Source organism: Serratia sp. CoH_134_PS_4 (genome assembly GCF_058190535.1).
Genome location: NZ_JBXWKI010000003.1, coordinates 182,846 through 201,802, shown reverse-complemented (window position 1 = coordinate 201,802; position 18,957 = coordinate 182,846). Strand labels below are relative to the sequence as shown.

The window sequence follows — 18,957 nt, the reverse complement described above, 5'->3', positions numbered from 1 at the left end:
TCTGTCTGTTGTAGCAGCAATGCAAATCGGTGGTTTATCGGCACCAGCACGGCATACTGCGATAAAAAAGAGGGAGTTAAAGAGTATCACGATGACTGATTAATGTGATGGCTTAATGGGAGATATCTCGCAATAATTTAGTTTATTTATTAACCAGAGACATGAGAATAGTGCGCTTCGTCAACCCCCTGCCCTGAACAGGCAGGGGGCGTTCAATTACCCGACAATAATGTAGCTTCGCAGACCATTATCCGGAGCGATAAGTCTTGCCCTACTGGAAGCGACTATTTCGACTTGCCGAGATGGATGTTCTTCGAAGTCAAAGAATGAATCCCCCTGGCAACGCCAGTAGCCAAGTCCCATATCCAGCAATAGATAACCTGTGCTGCCATCTTTAAATGATACGGTTAACTCACGGCCATGGTCAGTCGTTCGGTTATCACCAATAAACCATGAAATATTCCCGGACCAGGCAGGGCCAAGATACCCTTCCTCCAGCAATGTCCTCACCACCTGTTCCCGGTCTTGCTCATTGAGCCATGCGTTAAATAACGAGTCATGTTGACGCGAACTGTAGTCGAGTTTTTTCACCGATATCGAGAGTGCCGCTCGTTCTGCCATTCCTTGTTCGACCAATTCAGTCAAAAGTTCGGCCAGCAGACGTGCAGTGAAAGGACTATTCACATAACGATCGCTATATTGTACCTGAGCTATTTCACGTTTTTCGGCGAAAGCACGCTTCCAGAATGGGTGCTGATTACTTATAAGTGCCCAGAAACGTGACCCAAAGCCTTCCAGCGAGCCATCCAGTTGGTGCGATAAATTGATTCGAACAACTCCTGCAGGCAACTCAGGTAACAGTTCTTCCGGGGAGAACGCATCTCCAGGAAGCACCTTAGCAACATGCACCGGACAAGATACAACAGGACTCGTTGCGCTCTGTCCCCAGCTTTCACCAGGGGTGGTAATGGCATCAATGCCTGCAGCCCACTGTAGGCAATGATCATCACCAACAATTTGCGCCAGCCAGTAACCTTTACCCTGGGTAAGTTGGCTCTCAGTGATAGGGCGGATGCATAATGTATTACCCGGCATACCTGACAATGCCGACAACTGATGGCGTATTTTCTCAGGTAACTCAGCTAATACAGTGGTGATTAACAGCTCGACCTTGCCTCCCGAGGATGCAAACCGCAATGCATCCTTCAATAGTGGCCACTGTGCAAAATCCCACTCTTCTGTCACTCCGGATATCACCAATGAGAGAGCACCGTAACGCCCTGAACTGATACTCTGCGATAAACGCAGCATCAGGGGGATAGTTTCAACTCGGCTGCTCTCCCCGAAGAATTGATATTCCGGTGCTAGTTTTAGCATCTGCAAACGCGTGCTGGTGAGCAATGGTAAGGGACGATGACGATCCAACTTACTGACATAGTGCTGGCTGTCGTAACTGAGTAAGCAGTGATGACAGAATTTATCGCATGAGCAATCCAGTAATTTTTTTGCGTAGTTAAAGACTTCGCCCCAGAGGTCAATTAGTTGAACCGCATAACCCGCACCACCAGCGTTATTGTCATAGATAAAAATGGAGTATCCATAAGCATTGTTACTGTCGCGGGATTGCTGTGTAGTGATGCCCAGCTCGGTATTTTCAATACCTAATTTATGCGCCAATCCTTCACGTAATGCGACAGCCAGGGAACGTGCAGCAACATCATCAGTAATCAGCAAACCGTTTTCGTCATTAAGCTGCAGTTCAACCATGTCTGTACGGCTGCTGTAACCTAACCACAAATCTTTATGAACATGACCATGGCATAGCTTGCTGCTGCCCTGCCGATCATTACTGCCGCCACGTAACAGAAGATGCGTATTTTCTAGTGCAGGATTTTTGAGTGCTGTCGGTGTGCGTTCAGCTTCCGTTTGTGACTCAGTGCGACCACAAGACAAGCAAATGGCATAGCCTTTACCGAACTCACCATCGCTGAAATGGAATAACTCACCACTATTACTGAAACGGTAACGCCCCAGTGATGTATCTGGCAGAGAAACCCATACAGCTGAAGGTACCAACACCCGAGGGTCCTGATAAGGCAATTGTGCGGGCATAGACACATCGTTATGGGCCTGATAGCGGATATCGGTTGCAAAACCAATCGGTTGCAAATATCGCCTCACAGTAAGTAGTGATTTTTCTGCACCACAATGGCTACAACCTGCAGGATATGTTGCGCTGGTAGACCCCGCGCCACATTGGCGGCAGTGCCAGAACCACGGAATATGATGGTCGCCTTTTAGCTCCTGCCCACTCCCCAATACTTTACCGAGCATAATTCCTGCGGACCGGTAGACTTTTCCGCCTAAAACCACATCAGCACCCGGTGCATATTCACGCAATGCTGTAGGCAAATCACGACTTGGCAGTTTCTCGAGACTACGTGAAAAGTTCTCTGTCCCCTCTTTCTGATCCAATTGACTGGCTTTTAAAGCTTTACGCTTTTCAAGTTCATCAGCTGTCAGGAAGTTAAAGTTAACCACCCCCACAGGGAAACCGTGTCCAGGAAGAAAAGCTTCACTGATCAGTTTTGAAAAAAGATATGCGCTACGATAATCACGTAATTGATAGGCAATTGCTTTACCGGCAGGGGTCTCTTCCCAGGCAATATTGTCTGCTTTCAAAGATTCAATATTTTGCAGCAAAATAGCGAGTTGATTACGCCAGTGAAGCTCCGCTTTCTTCATCATTGTATTGGTACGGGAAAGTAGCTGGGAAGCAGTCAGAGACGTTAATATCGTTCCCTGAACCAGCCGCTTCAGCTTGTTAGCCAATGCTTCTGATTGACCATCCATCCAATTCAAGAAACGCTGGCACTGGCTATCTTCCCCCTCAAAAAACCATTTACAACTCAGCTTCGTCGCATCCGGCACTTCTGCTCTTAAAAACAGACCGAGCACCAACGCATTAACATGCCGTTGAACAATGCTGTCGCTCTCAAAGCGTACCTGTGGTGCCTTGGAACTTGTATTAAACGGCCAGAGAGGGTCCTTGAAGACTTCCATACCATGAGCAGTATTTTTGCATAAGGTGATTGCTGCTGAAGCCGTTTCCCCTCTACGCCCGGCACGGCCAGCACGCTGCAAATAGTTAGCAGGAGCAGGGGGGACATTGTTCATCGCGACCAGGCTCATGCCGCCAATATCTACTCCCATTTCCATAGTGGTAGAACAATTCAACACGTTCACTTTCCCTGTCTTAAACTGTTTTTCGTTAAACTGGTTTTGTTGTGGTGTACGCTGCGCCGAATGCTCTTCCAGACGATACCAGCCATCTTTCAGTGCCAGCCTGTCACTTCGGGTAGACCACACACCTTCACGACGAGCACTCTTGATTTGCGGATCATTTTCCAACCATTGCAACCGCTCATCTCTAGGCAACTCACCGCCACCAGATAACCGCCAGTGACGCATTGGCAATTCCGGCATCTCAACCAATACGGCTTTCTCAGGAGCAATGCCTTCGCTTCCAGGTAAATAAGGTGAGTGACCTAACAGAGTTACATCAAGTGCGCGCCGGGTATAAGGACAACGCCAGATCTCTTTTGGGCTATAAAAATAAGCTTGTTCTTTAATATCAAATTGATAACCCGACTCAAATTGACGTAGATTTGGCCTGATGGCATCCCAGGCCTCTTTCATTAAATTGTTAACTAAATCTTTCCAGTAAGTTTGATCTGGCTGAATAGCTGGGAATACAGCCACCAGTAACTTAATAACCCGATTGTAATGGCGATCCCGAATTTGGGGCCAAAGTTGATCACGCTTCTGTTCTTTATATTTTTTATCCGGCCCTTGCAGCATTTTTACTGGGAAACGTGCCCCCATCCAACGGGGATATTGTTCATTTTCGTAAAAGACAGCACTGTTTTCGCGAATAAAGAAATCAAGGGTAATTTTCAGTAGATTACGCCATTCGGCAAGTTGCTTATCAGGATCTGGCAGAAGGCTTTTCCAATCCTGAGGACAACGATTCACGTTATCAATAAAAGGATAATGAATAGCAACGAGACCCAAATTTTCTAACGTCCATGCATTTTTAGGACGGCGTCCAAATTCACTGTACAGACAAAAATCGGCAAACTGATGTTTGGTTAAATCAAGCCCAGAGATTTCTTTGAAACTACCTCGCATTCGGTCAGCCAGATCTACACTACCGGATAGCTGCTCGACCAATGTTTGCCAGGAAACAGATTTAACCTTCTGACCACCCGAACCAGAAAGTAACACTTCCATTGCCTGAGCATGTGCTTCGCTTTGTGAACTGATGGCTGCCGCAATGGTATTCAAAGCGAGAATTTCATTTGGGCTTAACACTTCATGTGAGGCTATCGCCTTACTTAAAGCCTCGACTGCACTCTTAAATATTGGAACTACAGAAAATTGGGCAATATAAGGTTTGAGCAATTCTTTCTGCTCATCGCTCAAACCAGCAGAATGCTCTGTTATGTTCGCTAACTCTTGATAGCAAAGGGTTCTTAGGGTTGATTTATCTGCATCTTGCTGTAAGCGTGCAGAAATTCGTGCCGTACCCTGACGGGAATCGGTAAAAGTCAGTAACCGACGACCATTGAAAGGCCCTTGCTGTTCTTCCAGGTTTTTTGGTAATGGGGAGAATTCAAGTAACGTTGGAATGATGTCACTTAGAAAGAAAGGTGCCCCCAAACGCAGTGGGCGAAATAAAGGGTTATTTTTCCGCTCAGCATCACCACAGCAAATACAAGTAAAAAACGTCGATTTCCCTGCATCACGGTTTTCCGGTCTCTGCAAATTCACTTCATAACCAACTGCGGAATTACTGACTATTTTCCCTTGGCTGTTCTCTTCGAGTGAGACAAATGTTTTCTCACCGGTTTCAGCTAAAAGACGATCAAACTGGTGACCGCTCTCTTCGCTGTCTTCATCTTCATCATCACGATATAAGTCTACTTCAAGAGCAAACTCGTCTTCATCGGCAACAGTTGGTTGTGCAGACAACCATGTAGTGCCATCGTTTTTTAATTCTTCCTTTGCCGATAAATAAGCTGTGCCACAGCCGGAACAACGGAGTACTTCGAAGACTGGTGCACCACAATCACAAAACAGGCGTTGCTCAGACCAAATTTGTCCAAATGACCAATCCTTATTCTGTAATTCATGAGATTTATGGGCACATTGCCGATTTGAACACGCCCATAGCCCAGCCAGAGTTCGAATAAACCCGTGCATACGTAAAGGGGTAAAAGCCAGCGAATTATCTGATGTATCTGCACGTGCTTTAGCCATCAGATCAAGTAATTGCAATAATTCCCTGTTGGAAATTTCAGGCCAAATATGCCGAGCAATCGCCAGTAATTCACTTAAACGCACTGCTGGGTTCTTTTGCTGAGTTAAGGCTCGCCGTAGTTCTTGTGTCACTCGGTACTGACAAAGCTGCTGATAAAGTTCTTTCGGGGTAAGATTATTAAGTGAAGTTAATGACAATGGAAATTCAGCTCGAATATGCGTATCAGATATAGGTGGGATCTGACGGTAACCACGTACTACTTTTACATTCCGCTCAGTCACACCGGCCAAATCAGCGACAAATTTTGCCAATTCTTGATTGCCCTCGACTGAATCTTCACCAATCGTGGCCGATGTTGCAATGACCTGAACAGGATTATCAGTCCCTGGACCGACATTAAAGGCCTGCATGACACGGCGCAGTAATAATGCCAGCTCTGCCGCCTGGGAACCAATATAGCTATGCGCCTCATCAAGAACGATATATTTCAACATCCCCTGTGATTTATCAACGATAGGAGCATCTTTACGTCGAATAAGCATATATTCCAGCATGGTGGTATTCGTTACCATAATAGAAGGTGGGGACTCGTATATTTCCTCTCTACTCAAAGCTTGTTCTGGAACTTTTTTCTGCTCTTCCTGAACCTCATATTTCGTGTGTTTCGTTTCACCGTTATAAAGCGCAAAACGAATTTTTCCTTTAAACCCTTTGGTCCAGTCACGTAACCGTTCCTGTTGGCTGTTGATTAGGGCATTAAGAGGATACAAAAAAATAGCCTGAGTACCTATCAGTGGCTGCCTATGAGCCTCTTGCTGACGAATCAGATCTTCCAGTACAGGGACCATGAAACATTCTGTTTTTCCTGACCCAGTACCACTGCTCACTAATAAGGACTGTTTATCTTCAAGAATAGTACGCCAGGCTGTTAGCTGGTGGGAAAAGGGCACTGGTGCATGACTGAGTGCATTAACCAAATGGTTAGATATGAGCTTGTCTCGAAGCCCATCCATTGTTTCACTGGCAGGCATCCAACCAAAAGTACTTTCAAATACGGGATCGGCAAGCAGAGAACCTTGTAGCCCTGGTGCTCTGAAGTACTGAGATTCCAGATACTCAGTCAGCGATTTGCTACGCAATGCCAGTTGGCTCACCACCGAACGCACTGCACGCTGATGAAGTTGATTTAAAAGCGGCGCATAATGTAGTTGCTGGACTTTCATCAATGACAAACTCCTGCTTGCTCAAAATAATACTGATAAATGATCCCCAACTGTTGCGGGGCTTGTTGATAGTGTATTTCGAATAGTGAAGAAAGCTGGTGCATTACATTATTATCTTTATGAGATAACAACGCGGCGACCAACATCAAATTAAATAGTTTCTCAAATTTTTGTTGGTAACTGTCTTCGATCCAAAACTTTTTAAATATAGATTTCAGGTCAGGCGAGATAGCAGTTAACCATTGTTCCTTGGTAAAGGTTCCAACACGGCCAAAACTATCCGGAGTACGTAACAGCATCTGTTTTGCTTCATTAAACTGCTCACGATCAACAGATGTAATTCCGACACAGGCTGATTGTGATAATTTAAAATTCATTTGAAGCATATTGGCAATCGCTGCGAATCGACGGTCAATCGCTGCTCTATTACTAATAAATACAACAAATGGCTGTAATACATTTAACGCCAGCGCTTCATCACCAAATTGAGTTGCAAGAGAAACATAACAATCATGAAAAGATTTTCTCCAATGTTCGAATGGAATCCAACCCCATGAGAATGGCAATTCATTTTGCATGTCGTAAATAAGCTCACTATCACCAGACAAACAGGATGTGATTAAGAGCTGAATTAAAGCCAGTGGGTCCTTGGATAGTTTATTAAACAAATCGTGCACATGCAGAGGTAAGTCATCAGAGCTTTTATATTTTTTTAAATACTCGACTATTGAATAAGCAGACTGCTGTAATGGATTGTTTTTTACTTCGGAGAGCAGTGAGTTTATCTCACTCTTACGTTTTGACTGCTCCGGCTCACAAAGTGATTTTATTAACAATTCATCGTGTACGGGTAATATATCGCTCCATCTTAATAATGGTTCAACCCGAATATAGTTATCTAGCTTGCCAATTATTAACCAAGGTCCACTGCTATCACTCTTTGACGAAAAATCATAACCTAATGCATCTTTCGGTAAGGTCATAACGCATGAAGCAGGATCTGTAAGTGAAACTGCTTGTACAATTATTTCACTAGCTCGATCTTGTGGAAAGCTAATTGCGTCCTGAACATCAATATGTAGACGATCATCTCGTTCAATAAACTTACCATCATATCGTTTTATGTTTAGCGTTGAACCGACTTTTCCTAATTTTTCAGCGTAGAAATCAAGATGTAATGAGCTATATTTCGCCCATGAGCACGCTAGAAGTGATTTTAAGAGATTATATTTCTCATATAGAGAAATTTGTTGTAAGTTTTCATTTCGCCCAGTAAATAATGGAATATCCATAGATAAAAAATGAAGATCTTTAGAAAGTGGATTCTCATCTTTTAACTCAACGTTTAGAAAACCTTTCCCTGCTGGGGATATTGTAAGTAAATCAGCACTCACCCCATGTAAATGGTCTACTGATGCAATACCTTCAGAAAATGTCTCACCTTCTTGATTAACAAATCGACCACCGGCCACTGGAGAGGGTAATAATAGCTTAAGGTTACAACCATCCCGCCAGGTAACACGCAGGTCCATTGTGATATTTTTGGAAACACTACCATCGAAAGGAACTATGCACTCTTGAGCCAGATAGTCAGTTTTTAATAAATAATTTTCATTATTTATGTAACGTTCTACCCGCGTTTCAGCAATCCCGGAAAGAGTAATAATTCCTTTTTGGGCTGAGTCGGGAACAATTTTAATATCAAAATCTGCTGGTAGAACAACCATCCGACCACTGAATAACACTTCATTATTAACCACATGCCGTACTTCAATTTGCCCTTTAGGTATTGAAGTTGAGACTGAGGACCATGTCATATTCCCTGAACGTATTGAACGCCAATAAAGTTCCGGCTCGGGAACAATCCCATGCTGAAGGTCTTTTTTCCAGGCAATTTTAGGCCAGGCTCGATGAACAGGATAATCCGACTTAACAAGATCGACCTCTGATGGTTTAATAAAATATTCAGTGGATGAATCAGATATCTGCCGAGTACGAATAGTACAGATGGCACCATCTTGCAAAATAACGCTAAAAACACCACTGACTTTCGTGAGACTACGTGCACTATTCGTCAAAAGTCGTGGAATATCGAAGTCTCCCTCACCACTGATATCCAGATTGCTATTTGCTGGCAATGAGATAAATAGAGCGGCTTGCACAGAACTAACAGAACCCATTCCGAATAATTTCAGCTGTGACTCGCTCTCGTTCATAGCTTCAAAAACCCAAGGGAGATCTTCTGCCAGTTCGTATCCTCCTTTCGGGATGCCTTTGCCTATGAGCGCTGGCCCATCAAACAACATTAATGATATTTCTCCCAACGCTTCCATGCCTGAGATTTTTTGTGTCGCAGCTGGCAACAATTCAACCCGCCAATCTTGGTGTTCATGACGGCTTAGCATTGCCAGACGTGCCCCACCATTTATCCATTGTGCGGAAATAATCAGTCGCGATTGATCTTGTTGTATTTCACATTCAAATAAGGCTTTAAGCTGTTCATTACGTAGCATCCCAGGAAAACGGAATCGCGCATCACAGAACCAACTGTCATCGACATCGATCCACATTCTTTCTACTAAGATGCCAGAAGCGACTCGGGTTTCTGATGTTTGTGAAAGTAAACGCCTAACTATTTCTGCTGCATTTTCTTCCAGGAGAACGAGAGGTAGTTGGTGATGCCAGTTTGGCAATGTCTTGCGTAGTGAGGCAATAGGATCTCCCCCCTGATGACCACTTTCGTTAAGAAGTTTAGAAAGCGTCCAACAAAATTCACCCGCTACTTCATAGACAAGCTCGTTTTGCATTGTACCAGGAATAGTGTCACTCAAGTCTTCCGCAATCTTAACTGCTGAGACATTACCTTGTGACCCTCTCAACCCCTGATAAATCCGCCTAAAGTAGTTTATTAAATAACCACTCTCGTTTTCTATCATACGCACTGGCAATCCACCTTCGCAGGCCAGTGTATGTAAGTAGCCTGAAGCTTGCCCCAGACTCCTCACTTCTCTTTTCCAGTAGCGTATACCTTCACTGACAAGCTTCTGGCGATGCTGATATGGAATTTGCCAGTTTATGGACTGTAAAATAGCATCCCATTTGGGATGGCCAGCAGTGTGATTCCGACGAATAAATTCGGCTGCATAAAGACAGAACAAAGCATCGCTGTAAGAAATAAAGACCGTTTTGGGATAGGTCCGAGGGATATGACTGCTAAGAGTCTGAGCCAGTTTAGCGAATTCGACATCGTCACATCGATAGGCATAGAGAGCTCTACCATCTGTTAGTGCCAGCTTACGTTTTTTGAGAAATTCTTTAAGCCACAGCAGAAGGGGATTAGTTAACGTCTTCACAAGCATCCTTTTGTACGGAATCAGATTTCTTCACACATTACTACCATGAATGAAAAGCTCAATGGATAACCACCTTCAAGAGGCTTTGTTGAATAATTCGGATTTAGATAAAAGCGCCTCCCGTCACTGACCTCATCAGGCAATCCGCACGCTTTCTGGCATCCCTGCGCGCGTCATTTTGTTCAAGGCACGGATCATGGCCATAGCTTCTCCAACCTGCGCATCATAATCCCGCAGCGTCAGATGCCCACCAAACAGCTGTTTGACCCGGTACATTGCCGTTTCAGCCACCGACCGCCGGTTATAAGCCGTGTGCCATTTCCAGTAAGCATTGCTCCCGGTAATCCTCTGCCTGGCCACCGCCTGATTTCTGTCGGCATACTCCGCCGGCCAGTAACCGGCCCTCGTCCGCGGCGGGATTAATGCCTTAATTTTCTTGCGCCTCAGCTCGTTGTAGCACCTTTTTGTGTCATAAGCCCCGTCGGCGCAGGCGACCCTGATTTTCCTGTGCGTCTGACGGATCAGGCCCGGGAATGCCTCTGCATCCGTCACATTGTTCAGGGAAAGGTCAGCGCAGATAACCTCATGCGTTCCGGCGTCCACCGCCAGGTGCAGTTTACGCCACACGCGGCGTTTTTCCTGGCCGTGTTTTTTCACCTTCCATTCGCCCTCACCGAAGACTTTTAATCCGGTGGAGTCGATAACAAGATGGGCTGTTTCGCCGCGCGTGGGGGTTTTGAACGGAATATTGACGGATTTAGCCCGTCTGCTGACGCAGGAGTAATCCGGGCACCTGAGCGGGAGCTTCATCAGGGTAAAATGGAGTCAATAAATCCCTGCGCGGCGCGTAGCGTGAGGCGAAAAACGCGTTTGAGCATCAGTACGGTAGAAATAGCGAGCTCAGAATAACGTTGCGGACGACCACGTGAAGACGTGTCTGGCTCGTCATACCAGGCCTGGATAGCCGACTCATCAAGCCAGAATGTCAGTGAGCCCCGTTTGACGAGCGCCTTGTTGTAGTCAGCCCAGTTGATGATTTTGAACGTTTGTTTTGCCACGTGATACCGCTACATGATCGGGAATGTGGTGATCTGATCCTGACTACGGCCAAAAGTTCGATTTATTCAACAAAGCCCCTTCACGACTGATTGATGTCATTTATTATTAGATTATTTTTGCTACAATGATCACAAAAATCAGGTTTGTCCGCAGCACTTTGAAAGATTTTTTCCATTGTGCCTGCCGCTAAGCTTAAAAATTACAATTACGTAACACAGGAATCGTCATGTTAGCCCAGCTTTTTGAACATTTGTTTCACTCTGTTGATTCAATGCTTGTTACTAATATTTTTATTTGGGCCGTTATTTTAATTTTCGCCTTTGCCTGGTGGTGTGATTATAAAAATATACATAGCAAGTTTAGGGAGTATGCTCCAACATTAATGGGAGCATTGGGTATATTAGGCACCTTTATCGGCATAATTATTGGGCTACTAAATTTTAATACGGAAAGTATTGATACTAGCATCCCAGTACTACTTGGTGGATTAAAAACTGCATTCATCACAAGTATTGTCGGAATGTTTTTCGCTATTGCATTTAATGCACTTGATGCATTTTTCTTTGCGAATAAAAGAAATAAATCGGCAGTTAATGAACCAGAGCTTATCACTCCAGATCATATTCACCATGAACTGAAAGAGCAAAACCAATTTTTGGAAAAGTTAGTATCGGGAATGAGTGGTAGCGAAGAGGGTTCGTTGGTTGCACAGATAAAATTATTACGAAATGAAATAAATGATACATCTCGCACCCAACTATCTCATCATAACGAATTTAGTAATAAACTATGGGAGCAACTTCAACAATTTGCAGATTTAATGGCTAAGGGTGCGACTGAACAAATAATTGATGCACTGAGACAAGTTATTATTGATTTTAATAATAATTTGACGGAGCAATTCGGTGAGAACTTTAAAGCACTTGATGCTTCGGTAAAAAAACTTGTCGATTGGCAGGAGAACTATAAAACCCAAGTCGAACAAATGGGCGCACAGTACCAACAAAGTGTCGAGTCATTAGTTGAAACTCGTGGTGCAGTTGCTGGTATCTGGGAGGAGTGCAAAGAGATACCACTTGCAATGGCTGAATTACGCGATGTTTTGCAGGTTAACCAACATCAAATAAGCGAGTTATCTCTGCACCTTGATGCTTTTGTTTTATTACGTGATAAAGCAACCGATGCGATTCCGGCTATCCATGAAAAACTGGATGAAGTAGGTGAATTGCTTAAAGCGGGCGCTTTGAGTGTCAGCACCTCCCTGGGGCAAACAGGAGAGGAACTACTTACCAATGCAAATGCCATGCGCATTGCTCTGGATGAAGGTTCAGAAGGTTTCAGACAGTCGGTTACTCAGACTCAGCAAGCATTTGCATCAATGGCACATGATGTAAGCAACTCTTCTGAGACTTTAACATCAACATTGAGTGAAACCATTACTGAAATGAAACAGAGTGGTGATGAGTTCTTGAAGTCTCTTGAATCACATTCTAAAGATCTTCACCGTAATATGGAACAAAACACAGCCAGTGTTATTGACCTCTTCAGTAAAACCGGTGATAAGTTTAATCAACAGTTATCTAATAATGCAGATAATATGTTTGGAACCATCCAGTCAACATTTGACAAAGCAAGTGCAGGTTTAAATTCACAGGTCAAAGAATCAGTGGAGCGTTTTGGTAGTTCCATTAATGAACAGCTACATGCTTTTGAACAAGCTACTGAGCGTGAAATGAATAGGGAAATGCAGTCGCTAGGTAATGCGCTACTGGCAATTAGCAAAGGTTTTGTCACAAACTATGATCAATTGATAAAAGAATATCAAAGTGTTCTTGGCCAATTACAACCATTAATTAACTCTAGACAGAATCGTGGGTAACAATTAATGGATAAGATTATTGGTAAGCAAGCCCCAAAAAGCACCCAGGATAATGAACACTGGGTTTCCATGTCAGACCTGATGGCAGGTCTGATGATGGTGTTTATGTTTATTTCTATTGCTTATATGCATTATGTTCGTATTGAAAAAGAAAAAATAAAAGAAGTTGCTGTTGCCTACGAACAGGCACAGCAACAGCTTTATAATGCTTTGGAAATCGAGTTTTCAAAAGATCTACCTTCCTGGGATGCTGAAATCGATAAACAAACTCTTGAAGTAAGATTTAAATCACCAGATGTTCTTTTTGGATTGGGTAGTTCAGAATTAAAACCAAAGTTTAAAGAAATTCTTAACGATTTCTTTCCTCGTTATTTGAGAGTGTTAGACAAGTATAAGCAACATATCACTGAAGTACGTATAGAAGGGCATACCAGTACTGACTGGACGGGCGCTGCTAACCAAGATGTGGCCTATTTTAATAATATGGAATTATCTCAAGGAAGAACTCGCGCAGTTTTACAATACGTATACAGTTTAAAAGAATCAGAAACTCATCAAAAATGGGTAAAAAGTAAATTTGCTGCAGTGGGATACTCATCTTCACATCCAATTCTTGATGCAGCAGAAAAAGAAGATCCAAATCGCTCACGGCGGGTTACGTTTAAAGTTATTACAAATGCAGAATTGCAAATTCGTCGTATTATTCAGGAATAGTCAGAATGAAGTTAACTATTGATTTTTCTGAGTTGATTGCGTTAGGAAAAAAAATGCTTCCTTCTGGTGCTAAATTTTCCCTTGCTGAAGCACCTGTTGTCTTCGACCCAATTGATATTGAATTATCTGCTGGTAAAGAAGTCAGTATTGCCGACCTTGACCCTGGCAGTGGCTTAATTTCCTACCAGGGTCGTCAAGTCCTTTTATATATCCGTGATCATACCGGGCGCTATGATGCGGCGATTGAAGATGGTGAGAAAGGGAAACGTTTTCATATTGCTTGGTGTCGAACACTTGACGAAATGCGACAGAAAAATCGTTTTGAGCGCTACCATGCAACAAACCGTGTTGACGGTTTATTTGAAATTGATGACGGTTTAGGCCGCAGTCAAGATGCTGACTTAAGAGTTTGCATGAATTGCCTTGAGCGCCTTAATTACAAAGGTAGTATTGATAAACTACAAAAAAGAGTAGTATTTAAATCGTTCTCATTGAATAACTTCTTCTCTCACTACAGTACTTGCTTCCGTCATATGCCAAAAGGTATTCATGATAAAGCAAACAGTGGTTATGTAGATAATTGGAAAGATATTTCTCGTTCTGTTCGTGAACAGGCAGCTTATAAATGTAATGATTGCGGAGTTAATTTAATATCCTCACGCCAGCTCTGCGATGTTCATCATAAAAATGGTGTTAAATACGATAATTCAGCAGAAAACTTGCATGTTCTTTGCAAGGATTGCCATCGCAAGCAACCTCTCCACGAAGGAATATTTGTCACTCAAGCTGAAATGGCAATTATTCAACGCTTGCGATCTCAGCAGGGGTTATTAAAGGGTGATTCTTGGAAAGATATTTATGAGCTAACTGATCCATCTGTTCACGGTGATATTAACATTATGCAGCACAAAGGATATCAACCTCCGGTACCAGGATTAGACTTACAGAACTCTGCACATGAGATTATTGCAACTGTAGAAGCAGCATGGCCCACATTAAAAATTGCAGTGAATTTAACCGAAATACAAGTAGAAGGTTGGGAAATATTCACAGTTGGTGAACTCGTTAAACAGATACAATCTGGGGTTATATTTTAATTCGGTAAAAATTTGAAAGAGACCTGATATCCACTCAGGTCTCCATAGTTTTCTTTTGTGCAAAGTAAGTTTTATCGATGCACTCTTTCTTTATGACAGGGAGTTTTTAATCTTCGCATAGTCAAAAGGCGAGATAACGCTTTTCCGATTTGCATCGAGAAAATCAGCCCACCACTGCAGCATCAACCTACGCTCATCCAAATGCTCAGCCTTATGGATATAAGCCGCTCGCACAGAGTTACGCTCCATATGGCTCATTTGCCGTTCCACTGCATCCCTCGACCACAATCCCGATTCAATCAACGAACTACACGCCATGGTCCTGAAACCGTGGCCGCAGACTTCTACCTGTGTGTCATATCCCATCACCCGTAAAGATTTGTTAACCGTGTTTTCACTCATAGGTTTACGAGGGTTATGATCGCCAATAAAGATCAGTTCATGATCACCGCTGAACGTCTTTATCTGCTCCAGAATATTTAATACCTGTCGGGAAAGTGGCACCAGATGAGGTGTACGCATTTTTGAGCCACGCTGTGAATGCTTTACCCCTTCGATAGCTTCTCGCTCGGCTGGAATCGTCCACATAGGTGTTTCAAAATCGATCTCGGACCAACGAGCAAAACGCAGTTCACTTGAGCGGATAAAGACCAAGAGAGTTAGCTCAACAGCAAGGCGAGTCAGTGTCCTGCCTGTATAGCTGCCAATGCGCTGAAGCAGTTCGGGAGTACGCTTCAACTCTAGCGCCGGTCGATGCTGTCGGTTACATGAAGCAACGGCACCGACCATCTCCTGCGCGGGATTGTAGTCAAGCGAACCGCTCTGAATGGCATAACGCATAATTGCAGTAGTTCGCTGTTGTAGCCGGGAGGCCACTTCTAGCCTCCCCGAAAGTTCTACAGCTTTAATAGGGGCTAACAGGTATCGCGTTTTTAGTTCGGCAATATTACGTTTGCCAATGACAGGAAAGAGATTGTCCTCCAGGATTTTCAGCACACGTCGGCTATGTTCTTCCGACCACTTTTTATTTGTGACATGCCACTCGACAGCAATCTGCTCAAAAGTACGCGCTTCTTCCTATTCAACCTTATCATTTTTCTTTTTGTCTCCCGGATCGATGCCGTTTGCCAAAAGCTTCCGAGCATCATCACGACGCGCTCTGGCATCTGCAAGAGACACATCAGGATATACGCCTAAAGCCAGCATCTTTTGCTTCCCGCCGAAGCGGTACTGCAGACGCCAGTATCTTGAACCATTGGGGTGGACGAGAAGATGCATACCGTTGCCATCGGTCAGCTTGTATTGTTTATCCGTTGGCTTGGCTGTTCTGACTTTGATATCTGTTAGAGCCATGCTTATCCCCTCCCTGTTGGTACAAGCACTATCGAACCGGAAATACCATCATCTGTACCAACATCTGTACCAACATCTGTTGGTAGATGTACGTTGAAGTCGGTTAACCTTGAGAGAGTTAATTTAGTGGGAAGGGGAAATCCATACTGAATCGCAGGCACAAAAAAACCACCTTTCGGTGGCTTCTTGTTCGCGCTGTACTAATGGTGCCGAAGGCCGGACTCGAACCGGCACGTATCTCTACGGTTGATTTTGAATCAACTGCGTCTACCGATTTCGCCACTTCGGCACTGCAAGTAGTATGCGGAAAACGTGTGCATTATACCTTTCAGCGATCCGCACGCAACACTTATCCGTTGTTCAATGAGTTAAGTGCTGAAAAAAACGCCGACATGCTTATATTAAGCCCGTTTTGTGGGCGAAATAAGCAGTGTCTCTACGAATAATATCGGCGATACCTGCGGTAAACAGCACGGGCGCAGCGTGCAGCGCCCCTACAAATGACATTGGTAATACCTGCGATAACAGCACGGGCGCAGCGTGCTGCGCCCCTACGGATGACATCGACGATAATTTGCACCTGTGCGTAGCGATATCAGCAGCAGCGCGTCCAAGAAGCACCAGAAACAAAAAAGGCGTAACCGCATGGCCACGCCTTTTTACATCGTCTGTCGCGTCGCTACTTGCGTTTTAGCAGCATATACACGCTGATCAACAAGAACAGCATGCTTGGCAGCAGCGCGCCCAGTACCGGCGGCATGTTGTATACCAAGCTCAGCGGGCCGAATATCTGGTCCAGCACGTAGAACAAGAAGCCGAAGCTGATACCGGTCACCACGCGCACGCCCATCGGTACGCTGCGCAGCGGCCCGAAGATGAACGACAGTGCCATTAGCATCATCACCGCAACGGAAAGCGGCGAGAACACCTTGCTCCACATGTTCAGCTGGTAGCGGTTGGCTTCCTGGCCGCTCTGTTTCAGGTACTTCACATAGTTGTGCAGGCCACTGATAGAAAGCGATGTTGGGTCCAGCGCCACCACGCCCAGTTTGTCCGGGGTCAGGTTGGTTTTCCATTCGCCGGTCAGCGTTTGGGTGCCGGTAACCTGCTTTTCGTTGGTCAGGTCGGACGTATCCACCTGCGAAAGCTTCCACACGCCGTCTTCAAAACTGGCGGTGGCGGCATAGCGCACCGTCTCCAGCCTGCGCTGGTCGTTGAAGTGGTAGATGTTCACGCCGGAAAGCTCTTTCTCGCCCGCTACGCGTTCGATGTAGATAAAGTCGTTGCCGTCCTTCGCCCACAGGCCGCTCTTGGTGGAAAGCAGCGAACCGCCGTACATCTGCTGCGCACGGTAGTTACGCGCCATCTGGTCGCCCTGCGGGGCAACCCACTCGCCAATCGCCATGGTCAACAGCACCAGGGGGATCGCGGTTTTCATCACCGAACCGGCAATCTGCATGCGGGTAAAACCAGATGCCTGCATCACCACCAGTTCACTGCGCGTCGCCAGTTGCCCCAGCCCAAGCAGTGCGCCCAGCAAGGCCGCCATCGGGAAGAAGATCTCGATGTCCTTCGGCACGCTGAGCAGGGTAAACATCCCGGCGCCCAGCGCCGTATAGTCACCCTGGCCCACTCTGCGCAGCTGATCGACAAACTTGATGATGCCGGAAAGCGACACCAGCATGAACAGCGTCATGATGATGGTGTTGAAAATCGTCTTACCGATATACCGGTCTAAAACACCAAACATCAGGCCGCTCCTCTCAGGCGTGCACGCAGCTTACGCATCGGCACGGTATCCCACAGGTTCAGCGCCAGCGCGATCGCAAAGTACACGGCGTTGACCAGCCAAAGCCACAGCATCGGGTCCAGCTTGCCTTTACCGGCGTTAGAACGCAGCGAAGTCTGCAGCAGGAAGAATATCAAATACAGCAGGATCGCCGGCAGCATGCTCAGCACGCGGCCCTGTCGTGGGTTCACCACGCTGAGCGGCACGACCAGCAAGGCCATCAGCACCACAGACACCACCAGCGTCAGGCGCCAATGGAACTCGGCGCGTGCGTCCGGATCGTCAGACTCCAGCAGCGTCTTCATCGACATCTGTTCGGCCTGGTTACCGTCCACGGCGACCGCACGGTGGCCGACCACCGCCTTATAGTCGTTGAAATCGGTAATGCGGAAGTCACGCAGCATCGCGGTGCCTTCAAAGCGGGTGCCTTTATCCAGCGTCACCACCTGCGATCCGTCCTTCAACTGGTTGATCTGGCCGTGTTCAGCCACCACCACGGATGGGCGTTGGTTGCCGTTCGGCCGCAGTTGCGCCAGGAACACATTGTTGAAGGTGCTGCCTTTAACGTTGCCGATAAACAGCACCGCGTTACCGTCTTGGGACGTCTTGAACTGCCCTTCTGCCAGCCCGGCAATGCTCGGGTTAGCTTTGGCTTCGGACACCACTACGTCCTGATAGCGCGAGGCCCAGGGCCCAACCCAGAACACGTTGGCCGCCGCAATCACGGAGGTGAAGAGTGCCAGCACCATTGCCGCGATGATCAGGGTACGTTTACCCAGCCCGCAGGCATGCATCACGGTGATTTCGCTATCGGTATACAGCCGCCCAAGCGTCATCAATAAGCCAAGAAACAGGCTTAATGGCAGGATTAGCTGCGCCATCTTCGGCACACCCAATGCGAGCAAAGAAAGAACTAAATTTGTCGGGACATCGCCGTCCACCGCATCGCCTAACACCCTGACTAAGTTCTGACAAAAGAAGATCAGAAGCAGGATGAACAAGATTGCGATTTGGCTCTTTAGCGTTTCCCGTACCAGATATCTTATGATGATCACGCTTATTACGCCTGTGAAAACTTGTCTTTTTGCAGGAAAATCGATAGTTTCATCGCTAATCCGCCATTTATTCTCATCATATGGCAACAGACACAGCTAAAATAGTATTACA

The 18,957-nt window shown here is 45.5% G+C and carries 7 protein-coding genes, 1 tRNA gene and 2 pseudogenes; 3 read left to right on the top strand and 7 right to left on the bottom strand.

Features of this window, described 5'->3' with window-relative positions:
• Positions 1 to 216: 216 nt before the first annotated feature.
• The 3 genes and pseudogenes from AC2FCQ_RS07890 to AC2FCQ_RS07880 all read right to left on the bottom strand — a co-directional run bounded on the left by AC2FCQ_RS07890 (position 217) and on the right by AC2FCQ_RS07880 (position 10,957).
• Positions 217 to 6,546 (bottom strand): DEAD/DEAH box helicase, encoded by a 6,330-nt coding sequence (locus AC2FCQ_RS07890; protein ID WP_490307992.1) that lies wholly within the window; start codon positions 6,544 to 6,546, stop codon positions 217 to 219.
• Positions 6,546 to 9,905: an STY4851/ECs_5259 family protein gene (locus AC2FCQ_RS07885; protein ID WP_490307991.1), complete on the bottom strand. Its 3,360-nt coding sequence runs from the start codon at positions 9,903 to 9,905 to the stop codon at positions 6,546 to 6,548. Before AC2FCQ_RS07885 ends, AC2FCQ_RS07890 begins: the two co-directional genes overlap by 1 nt.
• Positions 9,906 to 10,034: 129 nt before the next feature.
• A pseudogene (locus AC2FCQ_RS07880) lies at positions 10,035 to 10,957 on the bottom strand (IS5 family transposase).
• A gap of 227 nt (positions 10,958 to 11,184) precedes the next feature.
• On the opposite strand from AC2FCQ_RS07880, the gene zorA2 reads away from it, so the two are divergent.
• From zorA2 to zorE, 3 genes are read left to right on the top strand one after another with little or no spacing between them, the layout of a single operon-like run.
• The gene (zorA2, locus tag AC2FCQ_RS07875; RefSeq protein WP_209634532.1) at positions 11,185 to 12,837 is read left to right on the top strand and encodes a type II Zorya anti-phage system protein ZorA2; all 1,653 of its coding nucleotides are present in this window, start codon (positions 11,185 to 11,187) and stop codon (positions 12,835 to 12,837) included.
• A 6-nt stretch (positions 12,838 to 12,843) separates the two neighbouring features.
• On the top strand, positions 12,844 to 13,551 hold the full coding sequence (zorB2, locus tag AC2FCQ_RS07870) for a type II Zorya anti-phage system protein ZorB2 (protein WP_209634530.1): 708 nt from the start codon (positions 12,844 to 12,846) through the stop codon (positions 13,549 to 13,551).
• 5 nt (positions 13,552 to 13,556) lie between these two features.
• The gene (gene zorE, locus AC2FCQ_RS07865) at positions 13,557 to 14,648 is read left to right on the top strand and encodes a type II Zorya anti-phage system protein ZorE (protein ID WP_209634528.1); all 1,092 of its coding nucleotides are present in this window, start codon (positions 13,557 to 13,559) and stop codon (positions 14,646 to 14,648) included.
• A 90-nt stretch (positions 14,649 to 14,738) separates the two neighbouring features.
• On the opposite strand, the pseudogene AC2FCQ_RS07860 reads toward zorE, so the two are convergent.
• From AC2FCQ_RS07860 to lptF, 4 genes and pseudogenes are all read right to left on the bottom strand, one after another.
• A pseudogene (locus AC2FCQ_RS07860) lies at positions 14,739 to 16,001 on the bottom strand (tyrosine-type recombinase/integrase).
• 204 nt (positions 16,002 to 16,205) lie between these two features.
• Positions 16,206 to 16,290: transfer RNA gene (locus AC2FCQ_RS07855), tRNA-Leu, on the bottom strand.
• A gap of 390 nt (positions 16,291 to 16,680) precedes the next feature.
• Positions 16,681 to 17,751, bottom strand: coding sequence for an LPS export ABC transporter permease LptG (lptG, locus tag AC2FCQ_RS07850; RefSeq protein ID WP_209634521.1), 1,071 nt, complete (start codon positions 17,749 to 17,751; stop codon positions 16,681 to 16,683).
• On the bottom strand, positions 17,751 to 18,845 hold the full coding sequence (lptF, locus tag AC2FCQ_RS07845) for an LPS export ABC transporter permease LptF (protein WP_209634519.1): 1,095 nt from the start codon (positions 18,843 to 18,845) through the stop codon (positions 17,751 to 17,753). Before lptF ends, lptG begins: the two co-directional genes overlap by 1 nt.
• Positions 18,846 to 18,957 lie beyond the last annotated feature (112 nt).

Coding starts and splice junctions, on each gene's coding strand:
- zorE (WP_209634528.1), top strand. CDS start 13,557: ATGAAGTTAACTATTGATTTTTCTGAGTTGATTGCGTTAGGAAAAAAA.
- AC2FCQ_RS07890 (WP_490307992.1), bottom strand. CDS start 6,546: ATGAAAGTCCAGCAACTACATTATGCGCCGCTTTTAAATCAACTTCAT.
- zorA2 (WP_209634532.1), top strand. CDS start 11,185: ATGTTAGCCCAGCTTTTTGAACATTTGTTTCACTCTGTTGATTCAATG.
- zorB2 (WP_209634530.1), top strand. CDS start 12,844: ATGGATAAGATTATTGGTAAGCAAGCCCCAAAAAGCACCCAGGATAAT.
- lptG (WP_209634521.1), bottom strand. CDS start 17,751: ATGTTTGGTGTTTTAGACCGGTATATCGGTAAGACGATTTTCAACACC.
- AC2FCQ_RS07885 (WP_490307991.1), bottom strand. CDS start 9,905: ATGCTTGTGAAGACGTTAACTAATCCCCTTCTGCTGTGGCTTAAAGAA.